Raw genomic sequence first — 16,445 nt, forward strand, 5'->3', positions numbered from 1 at the left:
CAACGTACTCGGAGCATTTCCCACCACCACAGGAGACATTCATGAGATCTTTGCGTTTCATCGCCGCGGCCTTGCTGGCCGCAGCCAGCAGCCTCGCCCACGCCCAGTGGCAACTCGTCTGGAGCGACGAATTCAACGGCAGCGTCGGCCCGCACTGGGTCTTTGAAACCGGCACCGGCTCCAACGGCTGGGGCAACAACGAACTGCAGTACTACCGCCGCGAGAACGCCACCATCGAGAACAACGCCCTGGTCATCACGGCCAAGCGCGAGAACTTCGGCGGCATGGCCTACACCTCGGCACGCATGAAGACGCAGGGACTCAAGACCTTCAAGTTCGGCCGCATCGAGGCGCGCATGCGCCTGCCCTCTTTCCTCGGCGCCTGGCCCGCCTTCTGGATGCTGGGCGCCAACCTGCCGCAGGTCGGCTGGCCGGCCTCCGGCGAGATCGACGTGATGGAGAAGATCAACGACGAGCAGAAGGTCTACGGCACCATCCACTGGCAAGACCACACCGGCCAGTACGCCCAGTACAGCGGCAACTTGGCCACCACCGTGACCGACTGGCACGTCTACGCCGTCGAGTGGGACACCAACACCATCCGCTGGTATGTGGACGGCACCAAGTACCACGAGGCCAGCATCGCCAATGGCGTCAATGGCACCAGCGAGTTCCAGAACGACTTCTTCCTGCTGCTGAACTTTGCCATCGGCGGCAACTGGCCGGGCTTTAACGTCAACACCGCTGCCCTGCCCGCCAAGATGTATGTGGACTATGTGCGCGTGTACGCGCCGGCTTCCAGCGGCGTGGCCACGGTCTACCAGCACTGCAACTACGGCGGCTATGCTGCCGCGCTGCCGGAAGGCAGCTACACGCGCGCGCAGCTGCAGGCCCGCGGCGTGAACGACAACGACCTGTCGTCGCTGCGCGTGAGCGCTGGCTACCAGGTGCAGCTGTTCGACGGCGACAACTTCACCGGCGCCAGCGTGACCCGTACCGGCGACAGCGGCTGCCTCGTCGACAACGCCTTCAACGACCGGGCGACCTCAGTCGTGGTCTCCAAGGTGTCCACGGCCTGGTCGCGCCAGATCGAGGCCGAGGCTTTCAGCGCTCAGGCCGGCGTGCAATTGGAAGCCTGCTCGGAGGGCGGCCAGAACGTGGGCTGGATCGACACCAACGACTGGATGGCCTACAACAGCATCAGCTTTCCCACCAGCGGCAGCTACCGCGTCGAGTACCGCGTCGCAAGTGCCGCCGGCGGCACGCTGTCGCTGGACCTGAATGCCGGCAGTGTTCCGCTCGGCCAGGTCGGCGTGCCCAACACCGGTGGCTGGCAGAACTGGACGACCATTTCGCAGACCGTCAACATCAATGCCGGCACCTACAACGTTGGCGTCTTTGCGGCTCAGGGCGGTTGGAACCTGAACTGGATCAAGTTCACCAAACTGTGAGGCCCTCGCCCGCCCTGGCCGCTTAACGCGGGCGAGTTCGGTCGGTCCCCCTGGGGGACGGCGATGCTTGCGGCATTGAGCCGCAAGCACATCGCCAGACGGGCCGGCTCGGGAGCGGCCCGGCGCTCGGCCCGAAAGCGCGAGCGGCCACGCCTACACTCGCGCATCCCCTGCCACTGCCGATGAACGACAAGCCAACTACCGCCAAGAAAGCGCCTTCAACCCGTCCGGATGGCGTCGTCACGCTGGAACAGGTGGCGGAGCTGGCCGGCGTGTCGCCCAGCACGGTGTCGCGAATCCTCAATGGCACGGCCGCGGTGTCCGAAGCCAAGAAGGACGCCGTCCAGGCCGCCATTCGCGACCTGGGCTTCCGGCCCAATCCCGTGGCGCGTGGTCTCGCCGGTGGCAAAACCCTTTCCATTGGTGTCGTCACCCAGATCATCTCCAGCCCGTTCTACGGAGAAGCACTGCTCGGCATCGAGCGTGAGTTGGAGCGGGCCGGCTATGTGCCGCTGTTCGTGTCCGGCAACTGGCACGAGGAAGACGAGCGCAAGGCCATCGAGACGCTGCTGTCGCGCCGGGTCGATGGTGTCATCGTGCTGGCGGGCCGCATCTCCGACGCCGAGCTGGCCAAGGTGTCGGACAGCCTGCCCGTTGTCGTCGTCGGCCGCCAACTGTCCGGCGCCCAGCTGTTCAGCTTCAGCTTCGACAACCGCCAGGGCGCGCGGCTGGCCACCCAGCATCTGGTCGAGCAAGGCCACCGCCGCATCGCTTTCATCGCGGGCGACCTCATGCACGACGACGCGGTCGAGCGCCAGAACGGCTATTTCGACGCGTTGGGCGCCGCTGGCATCGCGGTCGATCACAACCTCATCGTGCAAAGCGACTACACCGAGGCCGGCGGCATGCTGTCGGTCACCCGGTTGCTGGAGCGCGACGCCCATTTCACGGCGCTGTTCGCCTCCAACGACCAGATGGCCATTGGCGCCTGCCTCGGCCTGCACCGGCGCAATCTGCGCGTGCCGGACGATGTGTCGCTGGTCGGCTTCGACGACCTCATCATGGCGCGTTACGCCATGCCGCCGCTGACCACCGTGCGCCAGTCGGTCTACGAGATTGGCGTCGAGGCCGCGACGGCCATGCTCCAGATGCTGCGCGGTGGCCAGCCCAAGGCTGACCTCCCGGGGCCCGAGCTGGTTGTGCGTGAGAGCACGCGCCGGATGGCGCGCTGAACTGGCGAGCGCTCGTCAAGGCGCTGACCGCCTGAAGCGGACGCGGGAGTGGCCGCTGCGGCTTGGGCGCCGCCTCTGCAAGTACATCCACCGGAAGCCGGCGGCGCCGCGCGACCCGCGTTGACCGTTGTTCGACCGGGGTAAACCATGTGGCCGAACTATCGGCAGCGACGCACCATCCAGTGAAAGCGCTTTCAATGCTTTCAGCGGGTCTCCGTTTTTCAACCAGAATTTCCCCTAACACCGGGACTTTCCGTGCACTCCTTCCCATGGGAGCGGTCACATGTCTCCGACGACGCGCCCTCCTGCAATACCCGGCGTACGCGTTGCGACAAAGCCGCAGACCGAGGGTGTTGCCTAGGTTGAAAGCGCTGCCACTGACGTATTCTTGAAAGCGCTTTCAGCTCGTCATGAGCGCTAAACGACAAGATCAACTCTGGAGACAAGTGAATGAGACAGCCTCGCCCTGCCCTTCGCCTCACGACCCTGGCCACCGCCAGCGGCCTGCTGTTTGCCAGCGCCGCTGCGCTGGCGCAAGGCGGCCCCGGCCAGGGCCCCGTCAACCCGAACGCGGGTCCCACCGCCAGCACGTCCGTGCCCCAGGCACTGGCCAGCACCACGCAGCTGGAAACTGTCATCGTGACCGGCATCCGCCGCTCGCTGGAAACCTCGGTCAACCTGAAGCGCTCGTCCTCGGGCCTGGTCGACGGCATCGTTGCTGAAGACATCGGCAAGTTCCCCGACACCAACCTGGCTGAATCGCTGAGCCGCATCAGCGGCGTGTCCATTGATCGCAGCAATGGCGAAGGCACGCGCGTCACGGTGCGCGGCATGGGCCCGGACTTCAACCTCGTGCTGCTCAACGGACGCCAGATGCCCGGCGCCAGTGTCGACGGCAGCGCGCCGAGCTCGCGGTCGTTCGACTTCTCCAACCTCGCCGCCGACGCCGTCGCGGCCCTGGAGGTCTACAAGACCAGCCGCGCCAGCAGCCCGACCGGCGGCATGGGCGCGACCATCAACATCCGCACGCCGCGCCCCTTCGACACCAAGGAAACCATCGCCCAGGTCGGCGTGAAGCTGGTGAGCGACGACTCGGCCCGCCGCCTGCCCGGCGAGCAGCAAGGCAAGAACGCCACGCCTGAACTGAGCGGCATCTACAGCACGCAAAGCGCCGACGGCATGTTCGGCATTGCGCTGATGGGCACGTACCAAGTGCGCGATTCCGGCTACGCCCAGGCCAACGTCAGCAGCGGCTGGAAGACGTTTGACGGCATCCAGGACAACGACTGGAGCGGCCCGAACGCCGTCTGGGGCGGTCTGCCCAAGACGTCGCCCGAGATCAAGAACCGCCCGGCCGTGGGCTCCATCTACAGCGTGCCGCAGAACCTGAACTACTCGTTCACCGGCGTGCATCGCGAGCGCCTGAACGGCCAGCTGGTGCTGCAGTTCAAGCCGATGAAGGATCTGGTCGGCACGCTTGACTTCGTCATGTCGGAGCAGAAGTTCCGCCAGCGCCGCAACGACATCTCCGCCTGGTTCAACTACGGTGGTCAGTTCGGTGAATTCCAGACCGGCTCGCCCTCCTCGCCCGTCATCTACGGCGAGCACATGGCCAACGCTGACTTGGCCATGGGTGCGTCGCGCATCCAGACCAAGAACAGGAACCAGCAGGTCGGCCTGAACTTGAAGTGGAAGGCCACCGACACGCTGAGCTTCGACCTCGACGCCCACCACTCCACCGCCACCTCGGGTGCCGACGACCCGCTGGGCACCGCCGTGACGCTGGGCACCGCTTCGCTGAACCGCGGCGACACCTTTGTCGACTTCAGCAACAAGTTCCCGGTGCTGGGCATGCCGGGCACGGCGCTGGACGCGACCAAGCAGGAGCTGCAGGGCTCGGTGTTCGGCAACAGCTATCAGAAGAACCAGGTCAGCCAGTTGCAGACCAAGGGCAACTGGAAGATCAACGAAGACAGCAGCCTGGACTTCGGCCTGTCCCTGACCGACGTCAAGAACCGCTCGGCCTTCGCCAACGTGCAGCGCGACACCTGGGGCGGCGGCGCTGCGGGCGGCCCCGTCGGCCTGCCGGACGACATCTGGAAGGTCGACTCGATCAGCAAGTACTTCAGCCGCATCCCCGGTTCGGGCGACTCGCGTCTGTTCAACCAGTTCTTCTATTTCAACTTCGAAGACCTGCGGGCCGCAGCGATCAAGACCCTGGGCTCCGACGCGCTGCTGAAGGCCTCATTCGACTGGCAGGACGAGTACCGCACGACGGAAAAGTCGCAGGCCGTGTTCGGCCAGTACAACCTGGCCTGGGAGTGGGGTGTGCCAATGGAAGCAGCCGTGGGCGCCCGCTACGAGCGCACCCGGGTCGCTTCGCCATCCTCGGAAAAGATCCCCGTTTCGGTGGCATGGGTTGCCAACAACGAGGTGCCCATCACCTTCAGCGGCACGCGTTCCGCAGAGCGTGAAGGCAAGTACGACTACGTCCTGCCATCCATCGACTTGAGCGCCGACCTGACTTCTGACACCAAGCTGCGCGTCAGCTACGGCCAGACCATCGGCCGCCCCCTTTGGAACGCCATTCAGGGCGGGCAACGAATCGACCCGCTCGCCCGTGTCGATGGCGGCTCGGGCTCGGTGGGCAACCCCAACCTGAGGCCGCTGAAGTCGAGCAACTTCGACTTCTCCGCCGAGCATTACTACGCCAAGAGCAGCTACGTTGCGGCAAGCTACTTCCGCAAGGAGCTGAAGGACTACAACGAAGCCGTCATCACACGGACCAACCTGTTCGGCCTGCGCACACCGATCGGCAGCGCGATGTACAACCAGGCCCAGACGGCTGGCGGCTGCGGTGCCGATTCCGACTGCATCCGCAAGTACATCTTCGCGAACTTCCCGACCGCTCCCGGCGTCAGCCCCGGTACGCCCGGCACCTCGCTCGGCACCATCACTGCCCAGCCCAACGACCCCTTGCTGCTGTTCAACCTGGGCACCTACGTCAACAACACGCGCACCAGCAAGATCAACGGCATCGAGCTGAACGCGCAGCACATCTTCGGCAACAGCGGCTTCGGCGTGTCGGCCAACTTCACGAAGGTGAAGTCCAACCTGGCCTACGACAACAACAAGCGTGGTGCGCAGACGGACGTGCTGGTCGGCATGGGCGACTCGGGCAACCTGGTCGGCTTCTTCGAGAACGAGACCTTCACGACCCGCCTGGCCTACAACTGGCGCGGCAAGTTCCTGGCCGCCAACTTCGGCGGCGTGGAAGGCGCCCAGCCGCTGTACGTCGAACCCTATGGCCAGCTGGACCTGAGCGTGGGCTACAACTTCAACCAGCACCTGCGCTTGCAGTTCGAAGCCATCAACCTGACGGACGAGTACACCCGCACCCACATGCGCAACGAGAACCAGATGGGTGCCGTCACCCAGCTGGGCCGTCGCATCATGGTCGGCGCGCGCTACAAGTTCTGAGCGGCAGCTTCAGGGCCGGGGGCTTCCCCGGCCCGCCCGAAAGGTCAAGGAAAGTCGGGAGCTTCCGACGCTTCCTTGTGAGGCAAAGTCTGGTTCGGCGGTGCTTGCGCTCTGGGGTGCCGCCCTTGTTCGCCGTTTGGCGAGGCCGCGCAAGCGGCTTTTTTTGTTTTCGGGAGCCGGTGCGTGGACGACAGGTTGCGAGAAGTGGTGGTGCTCGGTGGTGGCTCGGCGGGCTGGCTGGTTGCCGGCCTGCTTGCAGCCGAACATCCCGATCTGCGCATCACGCTGATCGAATCCAGCGACGTGCCGACCATAGGCGTCGGCGAGGGCACCTGGCCGTCCATGCGCGACACGCTGCGCCGCATCGGCCTGTCCGAGCCCGAGTTCATCCGCCGCTGCCAGGTCTCGTTCAAGCAGGGCTCGCGCTTCGACGGCTGGGCCCGCGGCGCTGCAGGCAGCGAAGGCGACCGCTACTACCACCCCTTCATGCTGCCCGTCGGTTACGGCGACGCCGACCTCGTGCAGACCTGGCTTGCCACGCAAGGCCAGCGCCCCTTCGCCGATGTCGTCAGCCCCTCGGTGCAGGTCTGCGAGGCCGGTCGTGCGCCCAAGCAGGTGCAGACGCCCGGGTTTGGCGCCGTGGCCAACTACGCCTATCACTTCGACGCCGGCCTGTTTGGCCAGATGCTGCGCGAGCACGCCATCGCCAAGCTCGGCGTGCACCATGTCATCGACCATGTCGACGCCGTGCTGAGCCATGAGAACGGCGACATCGCTGCCTTGCAAACGCGCTCGCATGGTGAATTGAAGGCCGACCTCTTCATCGACTGCTCCGGCCTCACCTCGCGCCTGATCGGAACGCACTTCGGCATACCGCTGAAGAGCGAGCGCGACGTGCTCTTCAACAACGCCGCCCTGCCCGTGCAGGTGGCCTACGCGCAGGCGGAAGCGCCATTGGCCCCGGTCACCATCGCCACGGCCTGGGCCAAGGGGTGGATCTGGGACATCGGCCTGCCCACGCGCCGCGGCGTCGGCTGCGTCTACTCCCGTGCACACGCCAGCGACGATGAGGCACAAGCCGCGCTGCAGGCCTACCTCGATGCCACCGGCGCCCCGACAGATCGCCCCGAACCCCGCAGCATCCGCTTCGACCCCGGCTACCGCGAGCAGTTCTGGGTGCGCAACTGCGTCGCCATCGGCCTGTCCTCGGGCTTCATCGAGCCGCTGGAGGCGTCGGCCCTGGCCCTGGTCGAACTCTCGGCCCAGCGCCTTTGCGACGAGCTGCCAATGACGCGAGCCTCCATGGACGCCGTCGCCCGCCGCTTCAACGATGACTTCAGCTACCGCTGGGCCCGCGTCATCGACTTCCTGAAGCTGCACTACGCCCTCAGCAGCCGCGACGACAGCGACTACTGGCGCGCGCACCGCGACCCCGCCAGCTGGCCCGAGCGCCTGCGCGAACTGCTGCCGATGTGGAAGCTGCGCGCGCCGGCCCGCCATGACTTCGGCCGCATCGACGAAGTCTTCCCCTCGGCCAGCTACCAGTACGTGCTCTACGGCATGGGTTTCCGCCCTGACGCCCAGAGTCTCTCCGCCGCCAAACTCCAGGCAGCCCAGGCCTGCTTCGACGAGGCCGCCCGCCAGGCCCGCCGCTTCGTCGGCGCCCTGCCGGGCCACCGCAGCCTGATCGACCACATCAAGAACCACATCGAGACATGACCCGCCCCACCCTGCTCGACAACGTCACCCACCGCCATCTGCGCGTCCGCACCGAGCGCTCGGCCGCCCTGGGCGACGCCCGCCAATCCGCCCTGGCCCTGCCGGGCGAGTTCCGCCAGCTGCAGGCCCATTTCCCCATCGTCTTCCAGTTGGTGGAAGGTGAAGCCGGCAAGGGCGGCTTTCAGCCCATCGTCCTGTTCGGCCTGGAAGAAGGCCAGAACCTGTTCCTCACCCACAACGGCTGGGATTCCCCCGCCGTGCCCATGTCCCTGCAGCGCGATCCCTTCATGATCGGCCGCGCCCCTGACGACGGCCTGCAGTTGCACATCGACATGGACAGCCCGCGCATCGTGCGGCCTGAAGAGGGCGACGTGGGCACCGCCATCTTCCTGCCGCACGGCGGCTTCAGCGACTACCTTGATCGTCTCGTGACGCTGATGGAGCACCTGCATGCCCAGGTCCAGCACCTGCCGGTCTTCATCGAGGCGCTGACGCGCCACCAACTGCTGGAGCCCTTCGTTCTCGACATCGAGACGCAGAGCGGCGAACAAAGCCGGCTGACTGGCCTTTTCACCATCAACGAGGAGCGACTGGCCGCCCTGCCCGGCGCCGCGCTGGAGGCGCTGGCGCGCGAGGGCCATCTGATGCCCATCTACATGCAGATCGCCTCGCTGGCCCAGCTGCCCGTCCTCGTTGAGCGAGCGAATCGATGAGCCCCTCGTCCAACGCTTACGTTGGCCGGTCCCCCGCGGGGACGGCGATACCTGCGGCATTGAGCCGCAGGCACATCGCCAGCGCAGGCCGGCTTGGGAGCGGCCCGGCGCTCGGCCTGCATTGAGTTGACCCATGCGTGCAGTACCTGACTGGATCGGGCCGTTCGACCCCGACAACCTGCCCGCCGAGCTGCTGACGGCCGACCGGCCCTACATCGTCCGCGGCGGCTTCGCGCACTGGCCCGTGGTGCAGGCCGCACGCCAGTCCGACGAATCGCTGGCCCGCTACCTGATGGGCCTCTACAACGGCATGCGCATCGGGCTTTTCCAGCTCGCGCCCGACGCGCGTGGGCGCGTCTTCTATGCCGACGAGACGCTGCAGGGCTTCAATTTCAGCCGCCATCACGCCACGCTGGACCAGGTGCTGACCGGCCTGCTGGGCCTCGCCGAGACGCCCGAGCCTCCAGCCCTCTATGTCGGCTCGACCACCGTGGAAGCCGTGCTGCCCGGCTTCCTCGACGCCAACGTGCTGGGCCTGAGCGCGCAGGCAGCGAGCCAGGCCCTCGTCAGCCTGTGGCTGGGCAACCGCACCCGCATTGCCGCCCACTACGACCTGCCGGACAACCTCGCCGTCGTCGCCGCCGGCCGGCGCCGCTTCACGGTGTTTCCACCCGAGCAGATCGGCAACCTCTACATGGGCCCGCTCGATCCGACGCCGGCCGGCCAGCCTATCAGCCTGGTCGACTTCGACAAGCCCGACCTCGAACGCTTCCCACGCTTCGCACGCGCGCTGGACGCCGGCGAGGTGGCCGAACTGGCGCCGGGCGACGCCATCTTCATCCCCAGCATGTGGTTCCACCACATCGAGGGGCTGGCGCCGGTCAACCTCCTCATCAACGCCTGGTGGCGCCAGACGCCCGACTACGTCGACTCGCCGCTGAACGCGCTTCACCTCGCCCTGATGACCCTCCGCGACCTCCCCGAAAAGGAGCGTCGCGTCTGGCAGCACCACTTCCAGCATTTCGTCTTCGATGCCGATGACAGCACCTGGGCGCACATTCCCGCGGCCGCCCGCGGCCTGCTCGGCCCCATCGACGACGACACCTCGCGCCGGGCCCGCGCGCAACTCCTGACCCAACTCAAACGATGAACACCTCCACCAAGCCTCCGCGCCGCGTCGTCATCGCCGGTGGCGGCACCGCCGGCTGGATGATGGCCACCCTGATGGGCAAGCTGCTGGGCAAGCAGCTCGACATCAAGCTCATCGAGTCCGAGGAGATCGGCACCGTGGGCGTGGGCGAGGCCACCATCCCGGCGCTGCTGACCTATCACAACCTGCTCGGCATCACCGAGGCCGAGTTCATGGCCGCGACCAACGCGACCTTCAAGCTCGGCATCAAGTTCGAGGGCTGGAAGGACATCAGCCAGGACTACTTCCACTCCTTCGGCAGCACCGGCAACGACCACTGGAGCGCCGGCTTCCAGCACTTCTGGCTCAAGGGCCGAGCCGCCGGCATCGCCCGGGACTACACCGACTACAACCCCGAGACGCTGGCCGCCTACGCCGACCGCTTCGGCCATGTGCCGCGGAACGGCCTCAACTACGCCTACCACCTCGACGCCGGCCGCTATGCCAAATACCTGCGAGCCATGAGCGAGGGCTACGGCGTGCAGCGCATCGAGGGCAAGATCGCCGCGGTGCTGATGGATGGCCCCGAGGGCCGCGACGGCGACATCACCGCACTGCAGATGCAGGACGGCAGCCGCATCGACGGCGACCTCTTCATCGACTGCACGGGTTTTCGCGCGATGCTGATCGGCGAAGCGCTCGGCGTGGGCTACGAGGACTGGTCGCACTGGCTGCCCTGTGACCGCGCCGTGGCCGTGCAGACCGCCTCGGTGCGCGAGGCCTGGCCCTATACGCGCTCCATCGCGCACCCCTTCGGCTGGCAGTGGCGCATCCCGCTGCAGCACCGCGTCGGCAACGGCCTGGTCTACAGCAGCAAGGAACTCAGCGACGCAGACGCCCCCGAGATGCTGAAGAAGAACGTCGAGGGCGAGGTGCTGATCCAGCCCCGCGTCATCAAGTTCCTGCCGGGGCAGCGCCACAAGGTCTGGCACCGCAACTGCATTGCCGTCGGCTTGGCCAGCGGCTTCATCGAGCCGCTGGAGTCCACCAGCATCCACCTCATCCAGCGCTCGGCCATCCGGCTGATGCAGCTCTTTCCGACCCAGGGCATCAACCCGGCCGACGTGAACGAGTTCAACCTGCAGTGCGAGCGCGAGCTGACCCACATCCGCGACTTCATCATCCTGCACTACCACGTGACCCACCGCAGCGACTCCGCGCTATGGAACCATGTGCGCACGATGGAGGTGCCCGCCACGCTGAGGCACCGCATCGACCTCTTCACCGAGAGCGCCCGCGTCTTCCGCCCCAGCGACGAGCTGTTTGCCGAGAACTCCTGGATCCAGGTCATGATGGGCCAGGGCATCACGCCGCACAGCTACCACCCGGTGGCCGACCTGATGGGCCCGAGCGAGCTCAACCAGTTCCTCGGCGACATCCACACCAAGGCCGCGCGCATCGCCGGTGGCCTGCACGGCCACCAGGCCTATGTCGAGCAGCTCTGCGCGCCCTATCGCAACGCAACGACGGCGCAGCTGGTTCCCAAGCAGGCTTGAACGCCGGGAAGATGGTCATTGCGGCGGGCCACCGCGACGAACATACTGGCCCGGCGGACCCCACGGACATCCGGCTTGGACCTGAACCATCGGCTGGTCACGCGCTCCGCACAACCCCGCGAAAGCGCAAGCAAGGACCGCTCATGAAACACCGCACGCATTGGATGATCGCCACGACGCTGGCCCTGGCCGGCTTCATTGGCAGCGCACGGGCCGATGACCAGCAGGACGTCTGGAAGGTTGAACAGCAGCAGTGGAAGCTCGCCGCCGCGAAGGACACGAGCTGGATCGACACCATGGTCCATCCGAATCTGCGCATGTGGGAAGCCGGCTCGCCGATGCCGCGCGGAAAGGCGTCGCTGCAGCATTGGGCACGCTTTGACAACAGCAACAGCACGACGCTCGAATACGAGTTGCTGCCGATCTCGACGACCATCACCGGCAACGTCGCGGTCGTCCAGTACTACTACATGCTGGCGCGCGAAAACCACAAGAAGGAACGCGAGAGCGTCACCGGCCACTACACGGACGTCCTCGTGAAGGAAGGTGGCAAGTGGCTGTTCATCGCCTGGGCTGGTGGCGACGATCCGAAGAAGTAAATCAAGATTTCGCAGCACCCAAGTCAAACAACCCCGGCAGGCTCGCTCCTTCCGGGGTTTTGTTTTTCCCCGACCCGCACCGAGCGTCAAGAGTTCGAAACAATGCCGCTGCGTCCCGCGGATGGTGAAGGTCAATGTGTCGAACTTATGTTTCCCGTGGGAAACCGCGCCTTCCGGCGCGGCCCTTAGGCGACCAGGCTCGGGGCTGTGAAGGCGTGCCCGGAAACCGGTCATGGCCGAGCCGCTCATGCGGCCAGAGATGCAGCCTGTCGCATCGACGTTGAGCCACGCAGCGCGGCTGCAGATCATGGGCGGATGATCAAACCCCACTCGCCCGCCCTGCCGTTTCCCATGTCCCGCTGGTTCGCCGTCGCTGCGCTCTGCCTGAGCCTGGCGCCGGCGTTCGCGGCGCCGCCCACGCTCGAGACGGTGCGTGGGCGACGCGTCGAAGCGCGCGTCGCCGGGCCTGCTGCCGGCGCCCCAGTCGTCGTGTTCGAAAACGGCGCGCGCATGACGCTCGACAGCTGGAACGCCGTCATCGACGGCCTCGCGCTGGACGCGACCATGCTCGCGCACAACCGCGCCGGCTACGGCCAGAGCGAAGCGGCCGAGGGGCCGCGCGGTGGCGAGGCCGTCGTCGAGGGGCTGCGGGCGTTGCTCGCCGCCAAGGGGCTGAAGCCGCCCTACATCCTCGTCGGCCATTCCCTCGGCGGGCTGTATGTGCAGTGGTTCGCTCACCGCTACCCCGAAGAGGTGCAGGCGCTGGTGCTGGTCGATGCGATGTACCCGCGCCTCATCAAGAAGCCGCAGGACTTTCCCTGGTACGCCAAGCTGGGCAAGCGCTGGTTGCTGTCGCGTGCCGAGGCCGACGAGGTGGACGAGATCCACGCCACGGGCGAATCGATACTCGCCATGCCCGCCTTCGATGACACGCGCGTGGTGCAGCTCTTCAACGTGCCCAAGAGCAAGACGGCGGTGGGGGTGACCCTCGGGGTCTTCGACGAGAGCCCGGAAACCGGGCAGTTCGTTCGGCAGCTCTACCCGCGAGCGCGCAAGCACGTGGTGGACTCCTCTCACCGGATTCACGTCCAGAACCCCGAACTGGTGGTCGCTGCCATCCGCGAGGCGATGACGCTCGGGCCGCGACGGCTGGTGTCGGCCCCAGGAACTCAGTCGAACCAGTCGGCCAGGTGACCCATCTGATCGCGCCTGGTGCGCAGGTGACGACCGTTCTCGGGGTCGGGCGCCGTGAGCGACGATTCAAGCTTCACCACTTCGATGCCGAATTCAGTCAGCGCCGTCAGCCACATCGCGTCGATGCGGATCATCGGAGCAGCTCGCGCATCCAGGCGACGCACCCGACGGTGGCACTGGCTGGCCAGGTGACGGTGACGGCTGTCATCCCGCGCCAGGCTCTCGGCGAATGGCAGCAATCAACCTCCGACTGCCACCCGATCAATTTCGGCTTCGGGCACATTTCTGACTGTCGTCGTCGAGTCGGCAGCAGCTTCGTGCCCAAAGTCGACACTGCCCGAGCTGAGGCAACACGCTGGTTCCGGATCTAGACAKAGGCGTTCACGCAACGCGTTGATGCCCAGACGGCGTCAAATAGCTTCGCGGAAATGGAGATCACCGATCCGAATTCCTTTAATGAATCCTCGTGCTCGTTGTCTGCAGCGTAGTCTCGGCTGTAGCGAAGCGCTTCGCCCGTCGAACTGATCTCGACGTATCGATTCCAATACCCTTCATCATCGATCTCTGAATAGCACACGTATTCGTCGGTGCCAGGGGTATTGCCACTAAACCAGTAGAGCCAATAGAGCCAATAGAGCATATCGAAGAAGAAGGAGCTAGCTGATGCAGGTAGCGGCGACGAGTCTAGTGGCCGCTCGCGCTGCCGTGCCGTCCTCCGTCGGCACCAAGCTGCCGACGGCCTGCCGGTCCGCGTCTGGAGGGCAGGTCAGTGCCCATAGCCGATTTCGCCGAACCCTTGCTCATAAAGTTGGTCATACACCTCAACTCTTCAACCATGGCTCCGTGAAAAATGACCGTACGGAATTCAACCTCATTAGCCATTTATTTTGCTTTTTGTGTTGAAAACGCGATTGCTTCGTCCTGCGCAACCCCGGTCTCAATCGAGATGGAGGAAAAAAACATCAATCGTCTGGCGGCGGCAGTTGCAGAAATCTGCTCGCCTTCTATTGAAGAGCTGCAAAGAATAATGCCACTGCATGCGCGGGAAGACCGCCCTCATAGATTTGTCGGCGATAGCAATAAGATACGCTCGTCACGAGGCATAACGGCTGCGAGTCAATGGATAAGAGTTTCAAGAGTACAGCCTGAAAAAGACAAGATCGTAGTTATTCAATTAGTTCTCCTCCCGCCACCGCCCACGTTGGACGGCATTTGCTTTCGTCCAAAAGAAATTTTGGACCTACTTAATACGCAATGGAACTCTCGAAAAGAGAAATCGAGCCATAGACTTGAAGGTGGTGTATTGGTGAATGAGGGTTTCAATATTAAACGAACGATGGTGCCAGATCTTGCTGAGGACCTGCCACACTGCTTAACCCAAATTGGCGTCGTCTACACGCTCTCAAACAGCGTCGACGCAGAACAAAGGCGCCCATAGGTCGTCCGCCATGGGCCTCAGAGTAGAGTCGCTCCGTTGGCATATCGGTTAGGCCACAGTTGGCGGGATCCATCAAACTCGCCCTGTGGTCTACAGATAAATGAGCCCGTCCATGGCAAATGAACAACGTTTTTTGACCGGTCGCAGTGCATGGGTGATACACGTATTGATTTTTATGTGTATCGCAGTGGGCGCTTTCGTAATGTTCCCGATTAACATGGTCGCCCCTGCGGTGGACATCGCGGATGTACGTTACACCGACGGCAAAGCGGCGTGCATACCAGATGCAACCAAATATGGACCTCGAGGTGATTATGAAGTTGACGGCATTCGATACTACGGAAGATACACGAAGTTAGGCGGGCTAACGATGCGAGTATGCAATGTGGAAGCCAACGGTTTGAAAGTAAGGATAGGCTACCTCATTGAAAAGGACCCGCCTCATCGGCGATTGCTTGTCGGCATTTGGCGTCTTAGCGATGGCGTCTATCTCGAGACGATGGCGCCTGAAGAGAAGAAGGGGCTATGGCAGCGGCAATTCTGGTGTTTCTATTGAAATAGGATGCCAGCCCTCTGAAGCCGCTGCTGGACGTACTCGTTGTTCGGAAGGCCTTTGCCAGAAAGCGGCCATTGGTGAGCTTCCTCAATGAACCGTTGCTTTGGGCACCACGCTGCCGACGACCTGCCGGTCCACGCCTTGGGGACAGGGCAGTGCCCGAACTCGAACTGGGCCCGGAACCGTCGAAAAGCTGGCATTCAACGTTCAACTTCTGCTGACCAGTCAGCGGAGTTGGCATGGGAGCGCTGGAACGCAAATTCAGCCCAAATCCTAGAAGGCTGGTCCAGCTCAGAGCCTGCCAGCCACTAGTCCTCCAAATGTTTAGTTATATCGCAGGCTGCAAACAAAGTTAGACACCGATCGTTCGATCGCAAACCAGTCTTTCAGCATATTTCGTCGATAGCGTAGTTCTAGATAAATGTCACGGCGTTCATTTAGAAACATGCCATGAATGCACTGCGGCACAGGCAGCTTATGCTCATCCGCCGAATCGGTCGATTTGCCAATCAAGGCTGTAGTGCATCTAATGAAAGTCTGTATTTCACCGTTCTGGCCGCGCCGAATATGCCAATCGTTGTATGAGGCAAGTGCGATTTGATCAAGGATGCGAGAAGTTTCGCTAAATTTTGACCTGACCCTCTCGCGGTCGATCTCATAAGTCAGCAGACCCTCTACCACCGTTACGCGAATTCTTTTGTCCAACACATCATCCGGCACGCTCGGGTTGGCCGGAACCATCGTGGCAGGATCCTCATCAACAGCGTACTCACCAATCATCCTGTTAAAGAGGTAACTGCCGCGCGGAACTCCTGAATTCAACGATATCGACAGGGTCTGCTCCTTTTCCGATTCGGAAAGAAATTGATGATTCCTTTCTGTACCGCTGAAGCGGCGCCCAAGCATTTCCGGCCAAATAACCTCCATCCAGATTATGGAGGGAGTCGCATGTGACAATTTCTCGTCCTTCAAGGACGATATTGGGATGCAGTACACGTCACCGGATGCTGATCGGACAAGCGTCGACGATGGATATTGCTCTTGGCAAGTTCGTGCCTGCAAGCCGTTTGCAAACGCCGGGATGCATTGGAAGAATGCCAGACCAAATATGGTGGCGCATCGTCCGCTAATTATTGCAAGAAGGAGGGCCATAAGGCCTGCCGGTCCGCGCCTCGCGGGCAGGTCAGTGCCCAGAGGAGCCGGTGGCGATCTCCAATTTGATGGCTGCTTCCGCCCGAATCCAAAGTTCATCGAACCCCCGCACAGGCTGCAGCATGAGCTAGCCCCCTGAATGACCGGACACGGTCCATCGCTTATCTTTGAGGATAGGAGTAGGACTGTGAATATGACTAGGCGGACGGAGTCTGTAGAGATCGTG

Annotated in this window: 13 protein-coding genes; 11 read left to right on the top strand and 2 right to left on the bottom strand. The window is 63.8% G+C overall.

Going from position 1 to position 16,445, the window contains the following annotated elements; all coding sequences use genetic code 11:
• Positions 1 to 41 precede the first annotated feature (41 nt).
• The 9 genes from ASC81_RS22700 (at position 42) to ASC81_RS22740 (ending at position 13,073) form a co-directional block, all read left to right on the top strand.
• Entirely contained in the window at positions 42 to 1,451 is a 1,410-nt protein-coding gene (locus ASC81_RS22700) for a carbohydrate-binding protein (protein ID WP_056272489.1), read from the top strand.
• Between the two features lie 182 nt (positions 1,452 to 1,633).
• On the top strand, positions 1,634 to 2,683 hold the full coding sequence (locus ASC81_RS22705) for a LacI family DNA-binding transcriptional regulator (RefSeq protein ID WP_056272491.1): 1,050 nt from the start codon (positions 1,634 to 1,636) through the stop codon (positions 2,681 to 2,683).
• A gap of 450 nt (positions 2,684 to 3,133) precedes the next feature.
• Positions 3,134 to 6,163 (top strand): TonB-dependent receptor, encoded by a 3,030-nt coding sequence (locus tag ASC81_RS22710; protein ID WP_056272494.1) that lies wholly within the window; start codon positions 3,134 to 3,136, stop codon positions 6,161 to 6,163.
• A gap of 183 nt (positions 6,164 to 6,346) precedes the next feature.
• A complete protein-coding gene (locus tag ASC81_RS22715; RefSeq protein ID WP_056272496.1) occupies positions 6,347 to 7,882 on the top strand; it encodes a tryptophan halogenase family protein in 1,536 nt (511 codons plus the stop codon).
• On the top strand, positions 7,879 to 8,595 hold the full coding sequence (locus ASC81_RS22720) for a SapC family protein (protein WP_056272498.1): 717 nt from the start codon (positions 7,879 to 7,881) through the stop codon (positions 8,593 to 8,595). The genes ASC81_RS22715 and ASC81_RS22720 overlap by 4 nt, the downstream gene beginning before the upstream one ends.
• Positions 8,596 to 8,728: 133 nt before the next feature.
• Positions 8,729 to 9,745: a cupin-like domain-containing protein gene (locus tag ASC81_RS22725; protein WP_056272501.1), complete on the top strand. Its 1,017-nt coding sequence runs from the start codon at positions 8,729 to 8,731 to the stop codon at positions 9,743 to 9,745.
• The gene (locus ASC81_RS22730) at positions 9,742 to 11,280 is read left to right on the top strand and encodes a tryptophan halogenase family protein (RefSeq protein WP_056272503.1); all 1,539 of its coding nucleotides are present in this window, start codon (positions 9,742 to 9,744) and stop codon (positions 11,278 to 11,280) included. The genes ASC81_RS22725 and ASC81_RS22730 overlap by 4 nt, the downstream gene beginning before the upstream one ends.
• A gap of 143 nt (positions 11,281 to 11,423) precedes the next feature.
• Positions 11,424 to 11,879: a nuclear transport factor 2 family protein gene (locus ASC81_RS22735; protein WP_162245948.1), complete on the top strand. Its 456-nt coding sequence runs from the start codon at positions 11,424 to 11,426 to the stop codon at positions 11,877 to 11,879.
• A gap of 315 nt (positions 11,880 to 12,194) precedes the next feature.
• Positions 12,195 to 13,073 (top strand): alpha/beta fold hydrolase, encoded by an 879-nt coding sequence (locus ASC81_RS22740; protein ID WP_056272508.1) that lies wholly within the window; start codon positions 12,195 to 12,197, stop codon positions 13,071 to 13,073.
• On the opposite strand, the gene ASC81_RS27990 is transcribed toward ASC81_RS22740, so the two are convergent.
• Complete coding sequence (locus ASC81_RS27990; protein ID WP_156392368.1) at positions 13,049 to 13,207, bottom strand: hypothetical protein; 159 nt, start codon at positions 13,205 to 13,207, stop codon at positions 13,049 to 13,051. The two genes, ASC81_RS22740 and ASC81_RS27990, sit on opposite strands and share 25 nt — an antisense overlap.
• A gap of 716 nt (positions 13,208 to 13,923) precedes the next feature.
• Here ASC81_RS27990 and ASC81_RS27210 point away from each other — a divergent pair.
• The gene (locus ASC81_RS27210) at positions 13,924 to 14,511 is read left to right on the top strand and encodes a hypothetical protein (protein ID WP_156392369.1); all 588 of its coding nucleotides are present in this window, start codon (positions 13,924 to 13,926) and stop codon (positions 14,509 to 14,511) included.
• Between the two features lie 112 nt (positions 14,512 to 14,623).
• Complete coding sequence (locus tag ASC81_RS27215) at positions 14,624 to 15,067, top strand: hypothetical protein (RefSeq protein ID WP_156392370.1); 444 nt, start codon at positions 14,624 to 14,626, stop codon at positions 15,065 to 15,067.
• A 324-nt stretch (positions 15,068 to 15,391) separates the two neighbouring features.
• Here the strand turns inward: ASC81_RS27215 and ASC81_RS27220 are convergent, their stop codons facing one another.
• Complete coding sequence (locus tag ASC81_RS27220; RefSeq protein WP_156392371.1) at positions 15,392 to 16,039, bottom strand: hypothetical protein; 648 nt, start codon at positions 16,037 to 16,039, stop codon at positions 15,392 to 15,394.
• Between the last annotated feature and the right edge of the window lie 406 nt (positions 16,040 to 16,445).

It is taken from the genome of Pelomonas sp. Root405, assembly GCF_001425165.1.
Classification (GTDB): Bacteria; Pseudomonadota; Gammaproteobacteria; order Burkholderiales; family Burkholderiaceae_C; genus Pelomonas.

Excerpts from the sequence above, each read along its gene's own strand:
- ASC81_RS27215 (WP_156392370.1), top strand. The coding sequence starts at position 14,624 with ATGGCAAATGAACAACGTTTTTTGACCGGTCGCAGTGCATGGGTGATA.
- ASC81_RS22725 (WP_056272501.1), top strand. The coding sequence starts at position 8,729 with ATGCGTGCAGTACCTGACTGGATCGGGCCGTTCGACCCCGACAACCTG.
- ASC81_RS22720 (WP_056272498.1), top strand. The coding sequence starts at position 7,879 with ATGACCCGCCCCACCCTGCTCGACAACGTCACCCACCGCCATCTGCGC.
- ASC81_RS22700 (WP_056272489.1), top strand. The coding sequence starts at position 42 with ATGAGATCTTTGCGTTTCATCGCCGCGGCCTTGCTGGCCGCAGCCAGC.
- ASC81_RS27210 (WP_156392369.1), top strand. The coding sequence starts at position 13,924 with ATGACCGTACGGAATTCAACCTCATTAGCCATTTATTTTGCTTTTTGT.
- ASC81_RS22730 (WP_056272503.1), top strand. The coding sequence starts at position 9,742 with ATGAACACCTCCACCAAGCCTCCGCGCCGCGTCGTCATCGCCGGTGGC.
- ASC81_RS27990 (WP_156392368.1), bottom strand. The coding sequence starts at position 13,207 with ATGATCCGCATCGACGCGATGTGGCTGACGGCGCTGACTGAATTCGGC.
- ASC81_RS22740 (WP_056272508.1), top strand. The coding sequence starts at position 12,195 with ATGATCAAACCCCACTCGCCCGCCCTGCCGTTTCCCATGTCCCGCTGG.
- ASC81_RS22705 (WP_056272491.1), top strand. The coding sequence starts at position 1,634 with ATGAACGACAAGCCAACTACCGCCAAGAAAGCGCCTTCAACCCGTCCG.
- ASC81_RS22710 (WP_056272494.1), top strand. The coding sequence starts at position 3,134 with ATGAGACAGCCTCGCCCTGCCCTTCGCCTCACGACCCTGGCCACCGCC.
- ASC81_RS22735 (WP_162245948.1), top strand. The coding sequence starts at position 11,424 with ATGAAACACCGCACGCATTGGATGATCGCCACGACGCTGGCCCTGGCC.